At 65.1% G+C, this 17,728-nt stretch carries 13 protein-coding genes and 3 tRNA genes; 1 reads left to right on the top strand and 15 read right to left on the bottom strand.

Annotated features, from left to right (window positions below; genetic code table 11):
• Window positions 1-2: 2 nt before the first annotated feature.
• Window positions 3-374 carry a 30S ribosomal protein S12 gene (gene rpsL, locus XM1_RS09760; protein ID WP_008620996.1) on the bottom strand — a complete coding sequence of 124 codons (372 nt, stop codon included), beginning with the start codon at window positions 372-374 and terminating at the stop codon, window positions 3-5.
• Between the two features lie 424 nt (window positions 375-798).
• On the opposite strand from rpsL, the gene XM1_RS09755 reads away from it, so the two are divergent.
• Window positions 799-1,758 carry a transglycosylase SLT domain-containing protein gene (locus tag XM1_RS09755; RefSeq protein WP_068433065.1) on the top strand — a complete coding sequence of 320 codons (960 nt, stop codon included), beginning with the start codon at window positions 799-801 and terminating at the stop codon, window positions 1,756-1,758.
• 8 nt (window positions 1,759-1,766) lie between these two features.
• On the opposite strand, the gene XM1_RS09750 is transcribed toward XM1_RS09755, so the two are convergent.
• The 14 genes from XM1_RS09750 to XM1_RS09685 form a co-directional block, all read right to left on the bottom strand.
• Complete coding sequence (locus XM1_RS09750; RefSeq protein WP_068433063.1) at window positions 1,767-2,171, bottom strand: hypothetical protein; 405 nt, start codon at window positions 2,169-2,171, stop codon at window positions 1,767-1,769.
• A complete protein-coding gene (locus XM1_RS09745) occupies window positions 2,168-3,580 on the bottom strand; it encodes a trypsin-like peptidase domain-containing protein (RefSeq protein WP_231920762.1) in 1,413 nt (470 codons plus the stop codon). The genes XM1_RS09750 and XM1_RS09745 overlap by 4 nt, the downstream gene beginning before the upstream one ends.
• Before the next feature lie 167 nt (window positions 3,581-3,747).
• Window positions 3,748-8,238, bottom strand: a complete 4,491-nt coding sequence (locus tag XM1_RS09740; RefSeq protein ID WP_068433061.1) for a DNA-directed RNA polymerase subunit beta' — start codon at window positions 8,236-8,238, stop codon at window positions 3,748-3,750.
• Window positions 8,239-8,309: 71 nt separating this feature from the next.
• A complete protein-coding gene (gene rpoB, locus XM1_RS09735; RefSeq protein WP_068433058.1) occupies window positions 8,310-12,485 on the bottom strand; it encodes a DNA-directed RNA polymerase subunit beta in 4,176 nt (1,391 codons plus the stop codon).
• A gap of 195 nt (window positions 12,486-12,680) precedes the next feature.
• On the bottom strand, window positions 12,681-13,055 hold the full coding sequence (gene rplL, locus XM1_RS09730; protein WP_068433052.1) for a 50S ribosomal protein L7/L12: 375 nt from the start codon (window positions 13,053-13,055) through the stop codon (window positions 12,681-12,683).
• A 49-nt stretch (window positions 13,056-13,104) separates the two neighbouring features.
• On the bottom strand, window positions 13,105-13,620 hold the full coding sequence (gene rplJ, locus XM1_RS09725) for a 50S ribosomal protein L10 (RefSeq protein WP_068433049.1): 516 nt from the start codon (window positions 13,618-13,620) through the stop codon (window positions 13,105-13,107).
• A gap of 313 nt (window positions 13,621-13,933) precedes the next feature.
• Window positions 13,934-14,626 carry a 50S ribosomal protein L1 gene (gene rplA, locus XM1_RS09720; protein WP_068433048.1) on the bottom strand — a complete coding sequence of 231 codons (693 nt, stop codon included), beginning with the start codon at window positions 14,624-14,626 and terminating at the stop codon, window positions 13,934-13,936.
• Window positions 14,627-14,630: 4 nt separating this feature from the next.
• Window positions 14,631-15,062: a 50S ribosomal protein L11 gene (gene rplK, locus XM1_RS09715; RefSeq protein WP_068433046.1), complete on the bottom strand. Its 432-nt coding sequence runs from the start codon at window positions 15,060-15,062 to the stop codon at window positions 14,631-14,633.
• 150 nt (window positions 15,063-15,212) lie between these two features.
• The gene (nusG, locus tag XM1_RS09710; RefSeq protein ID WP_068433044.1) at window positions 15,213-15,746 is read right to left on the bottom strand and encodes a transcription termination/antitermination protein NusG; all 534 of its coding nucleotides are present in this window, start codon (window positions 15,744-15,746) and stop codon (window positions 15,213-15,215) included.
• Between the two features lie 7 nt (window positions 15,747-15,753).
• Window positions 15,754-15,951: a preprotein translocase subunit SecE gene (gene secE, locus XM1_RS09705; protein ID WP_068433041.1), complete on the bottom strand. Its 198-nt coding sequence runs from the start codon at window positions 15,949-15,951 to the stop codon at window positions 15,754-15,756.
• Between the two features lie 18 nt (window positions 15,952-15,969).
• Window positions 15,970-16,045 (bottom strand) — tRNA-Trp (locus XM1_RS09700).
• A 130-nt stretch (window positions 16,046-16,175) separates the two neighbouring features.
• Entirely contained in the window at window positions 16,176-17,366 is a 1,191-nt protein-coding gene (gene tuf / locus XM1_RS09695; RefSeq protein WP_068433039.1) for an elongation factor Tu, read from the bottom strand.
• Window positions 17,367-17,439: 73 nt separating this feature from the next.
• Window positions 17,440-17,513: transfer RNA gene (locus XM1_RS09690), tRNA-Gly, on the bottom strand.
• A 103-nt stretch (window positions 17,514-17,616) separates the two neighbouring features.
• Window positions 17,617-17,702 (bottom strand) — tRNA-Tyr (locus tag XM1_RS09685).
• Between the last annotated feature and the right edge of the window lie 26 nt (window positions 17,703-17,728).

The raw sequence follows: 17,728 nt of genomic DNA, 5'->3' as shown, positions 1-17,728 counted from the left end.
CCTTACTTCGGACGCTTCGCGCCGTACTTCGAACGACGCTGACGGCGATCCTTGACGCCCTGGGTATCGAGCGTGCCGCGGATGATGTGGTAGCGGACACCCGGCAAGTCCTTCACACGACCGCCGCGGATCATCACCACCGAGTGTTCCTGAAGGTTGTGACCTTCGCCCGGAATGTACGAGGTAACCTCGAAACCGTTGGTCAGGCGCACGCGGGCGACCTTACGAAGCGCCGAGTTCGGCTTCTTCGGAGTGGTCGTGTACACGCGAGTGCAAACGCCGCGCTTCTGCGGGCAGGCCTCCATGGCGGGGACCTTGTTGCGCGCCGCCACGGGCTGGCGCGGCTTACGGATCAATTGATTGATCGTGGGCATTCAGTCACTTTCCCTTCACACAGGTCCCTTGACGAAAACCAGAAGAAAACCCGCCGGCAGTTCCCCGCCGGGGTTTTCTTGCGGTTCGGTCGCCGACCTGTTCGGCGTTGTCATCAGTGTTTCGCAAGCCTCGGGACAACGAAAACCGTCCAGGCGGACGGATGCCGGTCCCCCGAGAAGCGCGCATCCTATTTATCCGCCTGCCCCCCGTCAAGCGAAAGAGTCGGGAAGATCTCCGCCCGGTCCCGACGCATCGGGGCCGGGCCAGGCGCAAGGCGCCGCGCCGCTTATGCGGCTAAAGCCGAGCGTGCTTTACGGCACGCGCCCGGCGCCCGAGAGGCTAATGAGATTCAATCGCGGCGAGTCGAATCTTGGTAACCTTTCCATGCTATGGTGAGGATGGTTCCGTCTTCCGAGGTTCGCCATGCAAACCCCGAACTCCGACATCACCGGCTCCATATCCATCGAGACGCCCAGCCGGTCGGGGCGCGTGATGTCGGGCATCAAGGAGGCCGCCGACAGCACCGGCGTGTCGTTCGGCTATCTCCTCGCCCAGGCCACCCAGGAAAGCGGCCTCGACCCCCATGCCCGCAACACCAAGTCCTCGGCGTCGGGGCTGTTCCAGTTCACCGCCGGCACCTGGCTGGACATGGTCAAGCGCCACGGCGCCAAGCACGGGCTGGAAGACGCCGCCGAGTCCATCGTCAAGGGCGCCGACGGGCGTCTGGACGTGCCCGACAAGGCCATGAAGAAGGCCATCCTGGATTTGCGCAAGGATCCCAAGTTGTCGTCGCTGATGGCCGCCGAGTTCGCCAAGGACAACGCCAAGACGCTGGAGAAGCGCCTGGGGCGCGAGGCCACAGCGTCGGACCTCTACCTCGCCCATTTCCTGGGGGCGTCCGGAGCAGCCCGGGTGATCGAGGGCATGGAGGACAATCCCAGGCACTCGGCCCGCCACCTGCTGCCCGACGCCGCCCGCGCCAACCCCGAGGTGTTCAACAAGGCGCGCACCGTGGCTGGCCTTTATAAGAGTGTGCAGGCCCGCTTCAAGACCGCGCTGGGCGACGACGCCGATGCCGCCCACGAACCGGCCATCGAATCCGGCAATCCGCAGCTGGCGGCGCTGCGTCCCGTGGCGCGGCCCGAATCCCCGCCCGCCTCCACTCCCACCGAGACCGCTCTCACCCAGGTGGTGCAGGCGGTGGCGCCGGTCACCCAGGCGGCGGTGCGGACCGTGTCGCCTTCGGATTTCGCCAGCGCGCTGCAGCCCGACAGCCCCTTCTTCCCCACCGCCATCCCCCCCGCCCCCACCGGCGCCAGCCGGCCGCAGACGGTATCGCTGCGCGACATCGTCGAATCCATCAAGGCGGGCGGAGACGTTTAGGCAGGCGGCTAAAACACCCGCCAGGAATGACTGAAGGCGGCCGACAATCCCATTCCGATCAGCCAAAGCGGAAGCGGCAGGTTGACGATGGGCAAATACCAGCCGCATTCCCGGAAGGTCAGCCGGTCGAGGATCGAGGCTTCCCCCACCAGTTGGACTCCGGCGGAATTGACCCATTGGTAATGGGTGGTGCGCAGCCGCAGGCCCAAATCCACCAGTCCGATCACGCCGGGACCGAGGGCGGCGGCCATCGTGGCGGCCATGGGCCAGGGCGGGCTCGACGCCCAGGCCAGCCCGAAGACGACGGCGAAATAAAGCAACACCAGCGGCAGCCATCGGGGAATGCCGATGCCCACCGGCCCCAGGCCCAGGGGGATGAACGAGCCGTCCCGCCCGACGCGCCGCGTCTTCACCGGAAGAAATCCTCGGCCGCGATGGCGAAGTTCAGGCCGTCGGCGTCGCGGATGTGGAAGGTGGTGATGCCCACCAGATTGCCCGACGAGTCGAACAGGCCGCCCCCTGACGAGCCCTGCGAGATGGGCGCCGAGGTCTGGACGTAGCGGGTCGCCTTGACCTGCCGCAATCCGGAGATCAACCCCTGCCCCAGGGTCGCCTCCAGGCCCTTGGGCGAGCCGATGGAATAGACGGTCTCGCCCACCCGCAGATCGTCCCAGGCCCGGATGCCCGGCGCGGCGGAAAGCCGTCCCGGCGACACGGTCATCTGGCAGCGGTCGGAGGCCGGGTCGCCCCCCGACGGCGTGGCCCGCAGGGTCTGATTTCCCTGGCGCAGCAGGATCACGGACATTTCATCGATGACATGGCAATTGGTCACCACGGTGCGTTCGTCCATGGCCACCGCCGAACCGAAGCGGCCCTTGCGCGCCTTCAACTCCTCCTCGGTGCGGGCGGCCACCACCACGTAGACCGAGCGGCCGACGGTGGCGAAGACCTCCTCGGCCCCCAGGCGCGAGCGGCCCGCCGGCCGCTGCAGGGTACCGGGCAGCGGCCGCCACTCGGGAATGCGCGACGCCGCCGCCGAGCCGAAACCGGCCGGGCTGACGCCGACGGCGGCCGGCGCGTCCACGGGTCCCTGGCGGTCCGGAATCCGTCCCGGCCGCCAGGCGGCGGCGGCCTCCTCCACCTGGGCGCGCAGGTCGGCGGCCAGATTGCGGGCCAGGTCTCCGCGCAGGAAATAGGCCTCGGAGGTGCAGTCGCGGTAATGGAAGCGTGCGTCGAACAGCGGATGGTCGTCGGGCGACTGCTCGGAACGGCCGGCCAGACCGGCGACGGTGGCCCAATAGAGGGCCTGGGAGCGATTCTTCTCCACCCAGCCGCCGCGATCGTGGCCGTGGGCCAGACGCAACTGGGCCAGGCAATTGCCCTCCGCCGCCAGACCGTTATAGAGGTCGGCCGCCAGGGCCGGCTCCTCCGTCTCAGCCAGCACGGCGCGGACCAGGCGGGCCCAGGCAGCCCCACCCGCCACCGCCTTGGCCAGATAGGTCCGGGCCTTGGCCGGATCCTTGGGCGTGCCGCGCCCGTACCAATGGGCGTCGAACAGCCGCCGCAGGGCCTGTCCGTCGCCGCCGGCGGCGGCCTGCTCCCACCACGACAGGGCGGCGGCCGGGTCATAATGGCGCTGGGTCGGGTCGCCCATCACGTCGCCGAGCAGCCGGGCGGCGACGATGTCGCCCGCGGTGGCGGCGGTGGAGCATTGAGCCAGTTCGGTAGTCGAGGAAGGGCGCGCCACGCAGGCGGCACGGGCCGGCGACACGCCGCCCATGGCGACCAGAATCGCCAGCGTCCAGACCCACCGCGAGCTCATGGCTTCTCCCTTGATGCTCCACCCGGGATTGGCGCCCCGGGATTTAAGGGAAAATGATAGCGCCTCGACGGCTTAAGGTCTTCACCCTATTTCGATTCGTTAAAAAAAGTCATCCCCGCCTCCTTGCGGGAAGCGGGGATGGGTCTTTTCAGCAACCGACGAGAAGGCTACTCGGCGGGCGGGGCCTCGGGAGCGGAACCTTCGGCCGCCGGCGGAATGGCCGGAACCTCGCCCTCGCCTTCCACCTGCATGTCCTTGTCGCGCTTGGCGGCAATGGCGCGCAGGCGGTTCATCACCGCGCCGGTACCGGCGGGGATCAGACGGCCGACGATGACGTTCTCCTTCAGGCCCTGGAGCGAGTCCACCTTGCCGGACACGGCCGCTTCGGTGAGCACGCGGGTGGTCTCCTGGAAGGAGGCCGCCGAGATGAAGGAGTGGGTCTGCAACGAGGCCTTGGTGATGCCCTGGAGAACCGGGGTGCCCGAAGCGGGACGGCCGGCTTCCTTGATCGCCTTGGCGTTCTCGATGTCGAACTCGACGCGGTCGACCTGCTCGCCCACCAGAAGGGTGGTGTCGCCGGGATCGGTGATCTCGACCTTCTGCAGCATCTGGCGAACGATCACCTCGATGTGCTTGTCGTTGATCTTCACGCCCTGCAGCCGGTAGACCTCCTGAATCTCGTTGATGAGATACTGGGCCAGGGCTTCCACGCCCAGGACCTTCAGGATGTCGTGCGGCACGGGATTGCCGTCCATCAGCGGGTCGCCGCGGCGGACGTAGTCGCCTTCCTGCACCGAGATGTGCTTGCCCTTGGGGATCAGGTACTCGATGGCGTCGCCGTCTTCCGGGACCACCAGGATGCGGCGCTTGGACTTGTAGTCCTTGCCGAATTCCACGCGGCCGTCGCAATCGGAGATGATGGCGTGGTCCTTGGGCTTACGCGCTTCGAACAGCTCCGCCACACGCGGCAGACCGCCGGTGATGTCGCGGGTCTTGGACGATTCACGCGGAATGCGCGCCAGCACGTCGCCGGCGTTGACCTTGGTGCCGTTCTCCACCGACAGGATGGCGTCCACGCTCATGAAGTAGCGGGCTTCCAGGCCGTTGGCCAGCAGCAGCTCCTCGCCCTTCTCGTCACGCAGCGTGACGCGCGGGCGGAGCTCGGCGCCCCTGGGCTGCTGCTTCCAGTCGACCACCACCTTGCTGGCGATGCCGGTGGCCTCGTCGACCACCTCGCGCATGGACAGGCCTTCGGTCAGGTCGACGTAGTGGGCCACACCCGCACGCTCGGTGATGATCGGCAGGGTGTAGGGGTCCCACTCGGCCAGCTTGGTACCCTTGGTGACCTTCTGGGCCTCGTCCACCAGCAGCTTGGCGCCGTAGGGGACGCGGTGACGGGCACGCTCGCGGTTGTTGATGTCGAGCAGGGCCACTTCGCAATTGCGGCTCATGACGATATGAGCGCCCGACGAGTTGACCACCACGTTGCGGTTGATGACCTGGACGGTGCCGTCGAAGGTCGCCTCGATGGACGACTGCTCCGCACCGCGCTGGGCCGCGCCGCCGATATGGAAGGTACGCATGGTCAGCTGGGTGCCGGGCTCGCCGATGGACTGGGCGGCGATGACGCCCACGGCCTCGCCGACGTTGACGCGGGTGCCCCGCGCCAGATCGCGGCCGTAGCAGGTGCCGCACACGCCCTCTTCCGAGTCGCAGGTCAGCACCGAACGGATCACCACGGTCTCGATCCCGGCGGCGTCGATCAGCTCGACCTCGGTCTCCTGGATCATGGCGCCGGCCGGCACGATGACCTCGCCGTTCAGCGGGTTGACGATGTCGCGCGCCGCCGAGCGGCCGAGGATGCGCTCGGCCAGCGAGGCGATGACCTCGCCGCCCTCGATCACCGGCGACACGGTCAGACCGTTGGTGGTGCCGCAATCCTCTTCGCAGATGATCGCGTCCTGGGCCACGTCCACCAGACGACGGGTCAGGTAACCCGAGTTGGCGGTCTTCAGCGCGGTGTCGGCCAGACCCTTACGGGCGCCGTGGGTGGAGTTGAAGTACTCCAGCACGGTGAGGCCTTCCTTGAAGTTCGAGATGATCGGCGTCTCGATGATTTCGCCCGAGGGCTTGGCCATCAGGCCGCGCATGCCGGCCAGCTGCTTCATCTGGGCAGCGGAACCACGAGCGCCCGAGTGAGCCATCATGTAGATGGAGTTGATGGGCTTGCCGGGCTTCAGCGACGAGATCTGCTTCATCATGGCGTCGGCGACGTCGTCGGTGCACTTGGACCAGGCGTCGACCACCTTGTTGTACTTCTCGCCCTGGGTGATCAGGCCGTCCTGGTACTGCTGCTCGTATTCCTTGGCCTTTTCCTCGGTCTCGCCGACCAGGGTTTCTTTCTCCGGCGGAATGACCAGGTCATCCTTGCCGAAGGAGATGCCCGCCTTGAAGGCGTTGGAATAGCCCAGGCCCATGACGCGGTCGGCGAAGATCACCGTCTCTTTCTGACCGCAATGGCGGTAGACCACGTCGATGACGTTCTGGATTTCCTTCTTGGTCAACAGGCGGTTGATCAAGGAGAACGGCACGTTCTTGTTCTTGGGCAGGATCACCGACAGCATCATGCGGCCCGGCGTGGTGTCCACGATCTGGGTCACCGGGGTGCCTTCGGAATCCACGGTGTCGAAGCGGGCGCGGATCTTGGTGTGAAGCGTGATCGTCTTTTCGGTCAGCGCTTCCTCGATCTCGGCCATGTTCACGAAGACCGGCACCTTGAACAGGATGGCCTTGCCGTCCTTGATGGCCTTCTCGGCGTCGTTGACGTCGGCGAAGACCAGCGGCACGCCGGGCTTCTCGACGTTGAACAGGCGCAGATGACCGCCCTTCAGGCCGGCTTCCAGCGCGTCCTTGGACGACACGTTGACGCGGCGGTGCGCGGTGACCTCACGGCGCGCCAGACGGTCCAGCAGGCCGTCCAGGTCCTTGACGTCGATCTTGGAATTGGGATCGGTCGGGCAGTAGAACAGGACGGAATTGTTGGCGATGGCGCCCTTCAACTCGTCCATGGACCGGATCTTCAGCACCTGGCCGGGAACCTCGTCCCGTTCCATGGTGATGTAATAGATGCCCAGCACGATATCCTGCGACGGCACGATGATCGGCTTGCCGTTGGCGGGCGACAGGATGTTGTTGGTGGACATCATCAGCACGCGGGCTTCCAGCTGGGCTTCCAGCGAGAGCGGCACGTGGACGGCCATCTGGTCGCCGTCGAAGTCGGCGTTGAAGGCGGTGCAGACCAGCGGGTGCAGCTGGATGGCCTTACCCTCGATGAGGACCGGCTCGAAGGCCTGGATGCCCAGGCGGTGCAGCGTCGGCGCGCGGTTCAGCATCACGGGATGCTCGCGGATGACCTCTTCCAGGATGTCCCACACCTCGGGACGCTCCTTTTCCACCATGCGCTTGGCGGCCTTGATGGTGGTGGCCATGCCGTAGAGTTCGAGCTTCGAGTAGACGAAGGGCTTGAACAGCTCCAGCGCCATCTTCTTGGGCAGGCCGCACTGGTGCAGCTTGAGCTCAGGACCCACCACGATGACCGAACGGCCCGAGTAGTCGACGCGCTTACCCAGCAGGTTCTGACGGAAGCGGCCCTGCTTGCCCTTCAGCATGTCGGACAGCGACTTCAGCGGACGCTTGTTGGCCCCCGTGATGGCGCGGCCGCGACGGCCGTTGTCGAACAGGGCGTCCACCGCCTCCTGCAACATGCGCTTCTCGTTGCGCACGATGATCTCGGGGGCGCGCAGCTCGATCAGGCGCTTCAGACGGTTGTTGCGGTTGATGACGCGACGATACAGGTCGTTCAGGTCCGAGGTGGCGAAACGGCCGCCGTCCAGGGGAACCAGCGGACGCAGCTCCGGCGGAATGACCGGAATCACTTCCAGGATCATCCATTCGGGACGCGAGCCGGATTCGAGGAAGGCCTCGACCAGCTTCATGCGCTTGACCAGCTTCTTGCGCTTGGCCTCCGACGTGGTCTCCTTGAGGTCGACCTTCAGCTGGGCCTTCTCGGAATCGAGATCGATGACCGACAGCATGTCGCGGATGGCCTCGGCGCCGATCTTGGCGGTGAAGGCGTCCTCGCCGTACTCGTCAACGGCGCGCATGTACTGCTCTTCGGTCAGCAGCTCGCGGATCTTCAAGGGCGTGAGGCCGGGCTCGACCACCACGTAGTTCTCGAAGTAGAGGATGCGCTCCAGGTCCTTCAGGGTCATGTCGCACAGCAGACCGATACGGCTGGGCAGCGACTTCAGGAACCAGATGTGCGCCACGGGAGAGGCCAGCTCGATATGGCCCATGCGCTCGCGCCGGACCTTGGCCAGGGTGACTTCCACGCCGCACTTCTCGCAGATGATGCCGCGATACTTCATGCGCTTGTACTTGCCGCACAGGCACTCGTAGTCCTTGATCGGCCCGAAGATGCGGGCGCAGAACAGGCCGTCGCGCTCCGGCTTGAAGGTGCGGTAGTTGATGGTCTCCGGCTTCTTGATCTCACCGTACGACCAGGAGCGGATGCGCTCCGGCGAGGCGATGGAGATGCGGATCTGGTCGAACGACTGGGTGCCGCTGACCTGGCCGAAGATCTTCATAAGTTCGTTCATCGATGAACTCCCGTGTGACCTTTAGGTGCGGCGGGGGGAGGTGTTCTCCCCCCGCGCCGGGTCGATAATGCTTAGTAGTTCCGCTGGGTCAGTTCGACGTTCAGGCCCAGCGAGCGGAGCTCCTTGACCAGCACGTTGAACGACTCGGGGATACCGGCCTCGAAGGTGTCGTCGCCGCGCACGATGGCCTCGTAGACCTTGGTGCGGCCGGAAACGTCGTCCGACTTGACCGTCAGCATTTCCTGCAGCGTGTAGGCGGCGCCGTAAGCTTCCAGCGCCCACACTTCCATTTCACCGAAGCGCTGACCACCGAACTGGGCCTTGCCGCCCAGCGGCTGCTGGGTGACCAGCGAGTACGGGCCGATGGAGCGGGCGTGGATCTTGTCGTCCACCAGGTGGTGCAGCTTCAGCATATAGATGTAGCCCACCGTCACCTTACGGTCGAACGGCTCGCCGGTGCGGCCGTCGACCAGGGTCACCTGGCCGGAAGAGGACCGGCCCGCCTTGGTCAGCATGTCGACGATGTCGCTTTCGCGCGCGCCGTCGAACACCGGGGTGGCGATCGGCACGCCCGGGGTCAGGTTGTGAGCCAGCTCGGTGATCTCGTTGTCACCCAGGCCGGCGATCTCGTCCTCGTAGATGGCGTCGCCGTAGACGTCCTTCAACTTGGCCTTAAGATCAATGATGGTCGCGGCGTTGCGCTTGTACTTGTCGAGCATGCCGCCGATCTGCTGGCCGAGGCCCGCACAGGCCCAGCCCAGATGGGTCTCGAGGATCTGACCGACGTTCATGCGCGACGGCACGCCCAGCGGGTTCAGCACGATGTCCACCTGCTGGCCGTCTTCCAGGTACGGCATGTCTTCCAGCGGAACGATGCGCGAGATGACGCCCTTGTTGCCGTGACGGCCGGCCATCTTGTCGCCCGGCTGCAGCTTGCGCTTCACCGCCACGAACACCTTGACCATCTTCATCACGCCGGGCGGCAGCTCGTCGCCGCGCTGCAGCTTCTCGACCTTGTTCTCGAAACGCTCCTGCAGCTTGTCGACCTGCTGGTCGAAGGCACGCTTCAGCGCCTCGCTGTCGGCCATCACCGCATCGTCGTCCACGGCGATGTTGCGCCAGGTGCTGGGATGCAGCTCGTCCATGTTGGCATCGGCCAGAACGGTGCCGGCCTTGATGCCCTTGGGGCCCGAGACCACCTTCTTGCCGAGCAGCAGGGCCTTGAGACGGGCGAAGAACGACCGCTCCAGGATGTGACGCTCGTCGTCGCGGTCCTTGGCCAGACGCTCGATCTCGGCCCGCTCGATGGCGAGCGCGCGCTCGTCCTTCTCCACGCCGCGGCGGGAGAAGACGCGGACCTCGACGATGGTGCCCGACACACCCGGCGGCAGGCGCAGCGACGTGTCGCGCACGTCGGAGGCCTTTTCGCCGAAGATGGCGCGCAGCAGCTTCTCTTCCGGGGTCATCGGCGATTCGCCCTTCGGCGTCACCTTACCCACCAGGATGTCGCCCGGCTTGACCTCGGCACCGATATAAACGATGCCGGCCTCGTCCAGGTTCTTCAGAGCCTCTTCGCCCACGTTGGGAATGTCGCGGGTGATTTCTTCCTGGCCCAGCTTGGTATCGCGGGCCATGACTTCGAATTCCTCAATGTGGATCGAGGTGAAGACGTCGTCACGGACGATACGCTCGGAGATCAGGATCGAGTCTTCGAAGTTGTAGCCGTTCCAGGGCATAAACGCGACCAGCACGTTGCGGCCCAGCGCCAGCTCGCCCAGCTGGGTCGAGGGGCCATCGGCGATGATGTCGCCCTTCTTGATCAGATCGCCCACCTTCACCAGCGGACGCTGGGTGATGCAGGTGTTCTGGTTGGAACGCTGGAACTTCAGCAGGTTGTAGATGTCGACGCCCGACGCCGAGGCCTGGGTCTCCTCGGTGGCGCGAATGACCACGCGGGTGGCGTCCACCTGATCGACGATGCCGGTCCGCTTGGCGGTGATCGCGGCGCCCGAGTCACGGGCCACCGCCTGCTCCATGCCGGTGCCCACCAGGGGCGCCTCGGCGCGGATCAGCGGAACGGCCTGACGCTGCATGTTCGAACCCATCAGGGCGCGGTTGGCGTCGTCGTTCTCCAGGAACGGGATCAGCGCGGCGGCGACCGAAACCAGCTGCTTCGGCGACACGTCGATCATGGTGATTTCGGACGGCGGCACCATCACGAATTCGCCCGCCTGACGGCACGACACCAGATCCTCGGCGAAGGAGCCGTCGGGGTTCAGCACCGAATTGGCCTGGGCGACGGTGTAGCGGCCCTCTTCCATGGCCGACAGGTACACCACGTCGTTGGTCACCTTGGCGTCGATCACCTTGCGGTACGGCGCCTCGATGAAGCCGTACTGGTTGACGCGGGCGTAGGTGGCCAGCGAGTTGATCAGACCGATGTTCGGGCCTTCCGGCGTCTCGATCGGGCAGATGCGGCCGTAATGGGTCGGGTGCACGTCGCGCACCTCGAAGCCGGCGCGCTCGCGGGTCAGACCGCCCGGGCCAAGCGCCGAGAGACGACGCTTGTGGGTGATTTCCGACAGCGGGTTGGTCTGGTCCATGAACTGCGACAGCTGCGAGGAGCCGAAGAATTCACGCACCGCGGCCGCGGCCGGCTTGGCGTTGATCAGGTCGTGCGGCATCACCGAGTCGATGTCCACCGAGGACATGCGCTCGCGGATGGCGCGCTCCATGCGCAGCAGGCCGACGCGGTACTGGTTCTCCATCAGCTCGCCCACCGAGCGGACGCGACGGTTGCCCAGGTGATCGATGTCGTCGATCTCGCCCTTGCCGTCCTTGAGTTCCACCAGCACCTTGATGACGCCCAGGATGTCTTCCTTGCGCAGCACGCGCACGGTGTCGGACACCTCGGGCGTGTTGAGGCGCGAGTTCATCTTGACGCGGCCCACAGCCGACAGGTCGTAGCGCTCGGAATCGAAGAACAGGCCGGTGAACAGGGCTTCGGCGGTCTCGAGCGTCGGGGGCTCGCCAGGACGCATCACGCGGTAGATGTCGATCAGAGCCTCTTCACGCGAAGAGTTCTTGTCGATGGCCAGCGTGTTGCGCATGTACGGGCCGACATTGATGTGGTCGATGGCCAGCACCGGCAGCTCGCTGATGCCCGCCTTCTCCAGCTCGGCCACCAGATTGGCGGTCAGCTCGTCACCGGCCTCGGTGAAGATCTCGCCGGTCTGCTCGTTGATGATGTCCTCGGCCACATACTGGCCGATCATGTCCTCGGGCGTGACCACGATGTCGGTCAGGCCGGCTTCCTTGAGCTTCTTGCCCAGGCGCGGCGTCATCTTGGTGCCGGCGTCGGCCACCTTCTCGCCGGTCTTGGCGTCGATCAGGTCGGAGACCAGCTTGACGCCCTTCAGGCGCTCGGCGTCGAACGGAGTCTTCCAGCCCTTGGGACCGCGGGTGTAGGTCACCTTGCCGTAGAAGTAGGCCAGGATCTCTTCCGAGGTCATGCCCTTGATCTCGCTCTGCTCGAGACCCTTGCCCTCGGCGGCGCGCGACGCGCGCAGCGCGGCGGTGTTCATGCCGTCCAGCGCATACAGCAGCGTGGTCACCGGCAGCTTGCGGCGGCGGTCGATGCGCACATAGACCAGGTCCTTGGCGTCGAACTCGAAGTCCAGCCAGGAGCCGCGATAGGGAATGACGCGGGCGGCGAACAGGTACTTGCCCGACGAGTGGGTCTTGCCCTTGTCGTGGTCGAAGAACACGCCCGGCGAACGGTGCATCTGGCTGACGATGACGCGCTCGGTGCCATTGATGACGAAGGTGCCGTTGGACGTCATCAGGGGCATGTCGCCCATGTAGACGTCCTGCTCCTTGATGTCGCGGATGGAGCGGGACCCGGTGTCCTCGTCGATATCCCACACCACCAGGCGGAGCGTCACCTTCAAGGGCGCCGCGAAGGTCATGCCGCGCTGCTGGCACTCCTCCACGTCGTACTTGGGGGTCTCCAGCTCATAGCGCACGAACTCCAGGGTTCCGCGCTCAGAGAAATCCTTGATCGGGAAGACGGACTTGAAGACTTCCTGCAGGCCAAGATTGGCGCGCTGCTCGGGAGCGGTGTCCATCTGGAGGAAATGATCGTAGGAGCTCTTTTGCACCTCGATCAGGTTCGGCATCGGCGCAACGGTGGGGATCCGCCCGAAGCTTTTGCGCACACGCTTGCGACCCGTATAGGATTTAGCCATTGCCGCTCCTCGTCCTCTTCGTGGGGTTTAACCCAACAAACTCGTCCTGCCCGGGTTCACCCGGGATGCCCCCTGCGGGGCCCTGCCCCGTAGGGTAGGTTTTGACCACCCTTACGGGGTGATCGGTAAAGCGCCAGAAGGCCGGGATACGGCAAACCCGCATCCCGGCCCCTGGATAAACACCAGAAGGCGTTCTTACTTGACCTGCACCTTGGCGCCGGCCTCTTCCAGAACCTTCTTGATCTTCTCGGCTTCGTCCTTGGCCACGCCTTCCTTGACGGGCTTCGGAGCGGCCTCGACCAGATCCTTGGCTTCCTTCAGGCCCAGGCCGGTGATGGCGCGGACTTCCTTGATGACGTTGATCTTCTTCTCGCCGGCGTCGGCGAGGATCACGTCGAACTCGGTCTTCTCTTCGGCAGCCGGGGCAGCGGCACCGGCGGCAACGGCGGCGACGGCCACCGGAGCGGCGGCGGAAACGCCCCACTTCTCTTCCAGCATCTTCGAGAGCTCGGCGGCCTCGAGAACGGTCAGGGCGGACAGGTCGTCAACCAGCTTGGCAAGATCAGCCATTTAAAACACTCCTAGTAAAAGCTTGAAGCTTGGGATTGGTTCAAAAATCTCACGCGGCGTCCTTGTCCGCCTTGGCCTTCAGGACGCGGGCCAACTGGCCTGCGGGCGCCTGAAGAACGCCGGCGATACGGGTGGCCGGGGTCGAAATCATGCCGAGCAGCTTGGCACGCAGTTCGTCGAGCGACGGCAGCGTGGCGAGCGCCTTGACGCCGTCCACGTCCAGACGATTCGGGCCCAGCGATCCACCGAGGATCTTGAGCTTGTCGTTCGTCTTGGCGTAGTCGGCGACGACCTTGGCGGCGGCGACCGGATCGCGCGAAACGGCGATGGCGGTCGGCCCGACGAACAGGTCGGCGATGGACTCGAACTCGGTACCCACAAGGGCGAGCTTGGTGAGACGATTCTTGGTCACCTTGAAGGTGGCGCCAGCCGCACGCATCTTCCCGCGCAGATCAGTCATCTCGGCGACCGTCAGACCCGAATAATGGGTGACGACCACCAGCCCGACGTCTCCGAGCGTTCCCTGCAGCGAGCCGACCCACTCTGTCTTTTGTGTCCGGTCCACTTTCGTCTCCAAACATAGAGCCGAAACGTCCCCGCCATCATGGCGGCTGGTTCCGGTCCATTGCCCATGGCCTGGTCGGGTGGCGAACCACCCGGCAAGGCCGGTGGCCTGTCCCAGAAGCTTCAAGCCGTGCCGATCCCCCCGAAAAGGGAACCGGAAGCGTTCTTTGACCTCTGTCTGCGCAGGCGGGGAACCCCTTCAAGCCCCTTTGACGGGGCACCTACGGTCTCGGACAGGTTGGAAGTCCCCTTAAAGGGAACTTCCGCCTTCTCCCCTTCCCTCTCGGGTCGGGGAAACCTTTTGTCCCCCGGCCTTAGGCCAGGGTGGCGACGTCGAGCTTGACGCCCGGGCCCATGGTCGAGCTGATGGACACCTTCTTGAGGTAGGTGCCCTTGGCGCCCTGGGGCTTCGCCTTGTTGATGGCATCGACGAACGCCTTGACGTTCTCGGCCAGCTTCTCTTCCGAGAACGAGGCCTTGCCGATGCCGGCGTGAACGATACCGGCCTTCTCGACGCGGAACTGGACCTGACCGGCCTTGGCGGCGCGGACGGCCTCGGCCACGTTGACGGTCACGGTGCCCAGCTTCGGGTTGGGCATCAGGCCGCGCGGGCCCAGCACCTTACCGAGACGGCCCACCAGACCCATCAGGTCGGGAGTGGCGATGACGCGGTCGAAATCCATGTTGCCGGCATTGCAGGACTCGAACAGATCCTGCTCGCCGACGATGTCGGCGCCGGCCTTGCGGGCCTCCTCGGCCTTGTCGCCCTTGGCGAACACGGCGACGCGCACGGTCTTGCCGGTGCCGTGGGGCAGCTCGACCACGCCGCGGACCATCTGGTCGGCGTGACGGGGATCGACGCCGAGGTTCAGCGCGATCTCGATGGTCTCGTCGAACTTGGCGACGGCACGGGTCTTGATGGCCTTCACCGCATCGGCGAGGCTGTAGAACTTGTCGCGGTCGATATCGGCATAGGCCGACTTCAGGCGCTTTCCTTCGCGAGCCATGTGCTTACTCCACCACCTTGAGGCCCATGGAACGGGCGGAACCGACGATCATCGTGGACGCGGCCTCGACGTCGTTGGCGTTGAGATCGGCCATCTTCTTCTCGGCGATCTCACGGATCTGAGCCATGGTCACTTCGCCGACCGTGCCGCCCTTGCCGGGGGTGGTCGAGCCCTTGGACACCGCGGCGGCCTTCTTCAGGAAGTAGCTGACCGGCGGGGTCTTGGTCACGAAGGTGAAGGTACGGTCGGAATAGGCGGTGATCACCACCGGAATCGGCATGCCGGGCTCCAGAGTCTGAGTCTGGGCGTTGAAGGCCTTGCAGAATTCCATGATGTTCAGGCCGCGCTGACCCAGCGCGGGACCGATCGGCGGCGAGGGATTCGCCTTGCCGGCCGGGACTTGGAGCTTAACGTAGCCCACGATCTTCTTTGCCATGTCACAATCCTCTCTCTGTCACCAGAGTTGGCGGTACGGCGTTGGCGCGCCTCCCGCCCTCCAAACCGCGTCCGGACATCCGGATGCGGAAAACAAAAAGCACCGGTGCCGCCCGCGCCTGTCCGGCGGGGCGGCTTCCGGTCACGTCCCTCAGATCTTTTCGACCTGAGAGTATTCCAGTTCGACCGGGGTGGAGCGACCGAAGATCGACACCGCCACCTTGAGGCGGGCCTTCTCCTCGTCGACTTCCTCGACCAGGCCGTTGAACGAGGTGAAGGGGCCGTCCGAGACCCGCACCTGCTCTCCCACCTCGAAGGTGATGGAGGGCTTGGGGCGCTCGACGCCTTCCTGCACCTGCTTGATGATGCGCTCGGCTTCCCGCTCGGTGATCGGCACGGGGCGGCCCTTGCCGCCCAGGAAGCCGGTGACCTTGGGTGTATTCTTGACCAGGTGCCAGGTGTCGTCGGTGAGATCCATCTTCACCAGGACATAGCCCGGGAAGAACTTGCGCTCGGCGTTCACCTTGGCGCCACGGCGCACCTCGACCACTTCCTCGGTCGGCACCAGAACCTGCTCGAAAGCCTCGGCCATGCCCTTCTGTTCCGCCTGCTCGCGGATGGACTGGGCGACCTTCTTCTCGAAGCCGGAATAGACGTGAATCACGTACCAGCGGGCGGTAGCCATCTCGTCCTCAGCCTCCCAGACCGAACAGGAGCTTCACGCTCATGGCGAAAATCTGGTCAACGACCAGGAAGAAGACGGCGGCGATCACCACCATCATGAACACCATGCCGGTGGAGACGGTGGTTTCGCGCCGGGTCGGCCAAGTAACCTTGGCGACTTCCTGGCGAACCTGCTTGAAGAAAAGGGCCGGAGACGTTTTTGCCATATCTCTACAGTCGAAAGTTGGCAGGAGTGGAGGGGCTCGAACCCCCAACCCCCGGTTTTGGAGACCGGTGCTCTACCAGTTGAGCTACACTCCTGCAGCCTTCACCGGCCCCTGAGACAGGGACCAGGATCAGACCCGGCATGACCGGAGCCACGCCTTATACAGACACTCGACGGCCTTGGCAACACCGCCGAAGCGATGTGGCCAAGGCCGGATCGAGAGATTTACTCGACGATCTTGGCAACCACGCCGGCGCCGACGGTACGGCCGCCTTCGCGGATGGCGAAGCGCAGGCCCTGGTCCATGGCGATCGGGGCGATCAGGGTCACGTGCATCTTCACGTTGTCGCCCGGCATCACCATCTCGGTGCCTTCCGGCAGCTCGACGACGCCGGTGACGTCGGTGGTGCGGAAGTAGAACTGCGGACGATAGTTGGTGAAGAACGGAGTGTGACGGCCGCCCTCTTCCTTGGTCAGAACGTAGGCCTCGGCCTCGAACTTGGTGTGGGGCGTGATGGAACCCGGAGCCGCCAGAACCTGGCCGCGCTCCACGTCCTCGCGCTTGGTGCCGCGCAGCAGGGCGCCGATGTTGTCGCCGGCCTCCCCCTGATCGAGCAGCTTGCGGAACATTTCCACGCCGGTGCAGGTGGTCTTGACGGTCGCCTTGATGCCGACGATCTCGACTTCCTCGCCAACCTTCACCACGCCACGCTCGACGCGGCCGGTCACCACGGTGCCGCGGCCCGAGATCGAGAACACGTCTTCGATCGGCATCAGGAACGGCTTGTCCTTGGGACGCTCCGGCTGCGGGATGTAGGCGTCGACTTCGGCCATCAGCTTCAGGATGGCGTCGCGGCCGATCTCCGGCTGCTTGTCTTCCAGGGCGCACAGCGCCGAGCCCTTGACGATCGGAATGTCGTCGCCGGGGAAGTCATACGAGCTCAGCAGCTCGCGCACTTCCAGCTCGACCAGATCCAGCAGCTCGGGATCGTCGACCATGTCGCACTTGTTCATGAACACCACCAGGGCGGGCACGCCGACCTGACGGGCCAGCAGGATGTGCTCGCGGGTCTGGGGCATGGGGCCGTCGGCGGCCGACACCACCAGGATGGCGCCGTCCATCTGCGCCGCGCCGGTGATCATGTTCTTCACATAGTCGGCGTGGCCGGGGCAGTCCACGTGGGCGTAGTGGCGGTTGCTGGTCTCGTACTCGACGTGGGCGGTCGAGATGGTGATGCCACGGGCCTTCTCTTCCGGCGCCTTGTCGATCTGGTCGTAGGCGGTGAAGGTGGCGCCGCCGGTCTCGGCCAGGATCTTGGTGATCGCCGCGGTCAGCGAGGTCTTGCCATGGTCAACGTGACCGATGGTCCCGATGTTGCAGTGAGGCTTGTTGCGCTCGAATTTAGCCTTGGCCATTTTTCAACCCGTCCGATCGCGGCGCTGCCGCATGTGTCAAACCATGGTCCCGGTCGGGTACGGCGGCGGGGAGTGGAGCGGGTGAGGGGAATCGAACCCCCGTCATCAGCTTGGAAGGCTGTTGCTCTACCATTGAGCTACACCCGCCAGATCGTCCCGCTGGGCCGCACCGCCTGGTGCTCGACCTGAAGAAACCGTTCCCCGTCATCCGGCCCGAACCGGGGCACCCGGCCCTATTGGGGAGGATATTTGGTGGAGGGGGGAGGATTCGAACCTCCGTACTCATAAGAGGGCAGATTTACAGTCTGCTGCCATTAACCGCTCGGCCACCCCTCCACACCGTCATCCGGTTTTTGCCGGGG

It is taken from the genome of Magnetospirillum sp. XM-1 (assembly GCF_001511835.1).
In the GTDB taxonomy this organism is placed as follows: Bacteria; Pseudomonadota; Alphaproteobacteria; order Rhodospirillales; family Magnetospirillaceae; genus Phaeospirillum.
The sequence above is the reverse complement of the archived record's forward strand: the minus strand, read 5'-3'. Positions and strand labels throughout refer to the sequence as shown.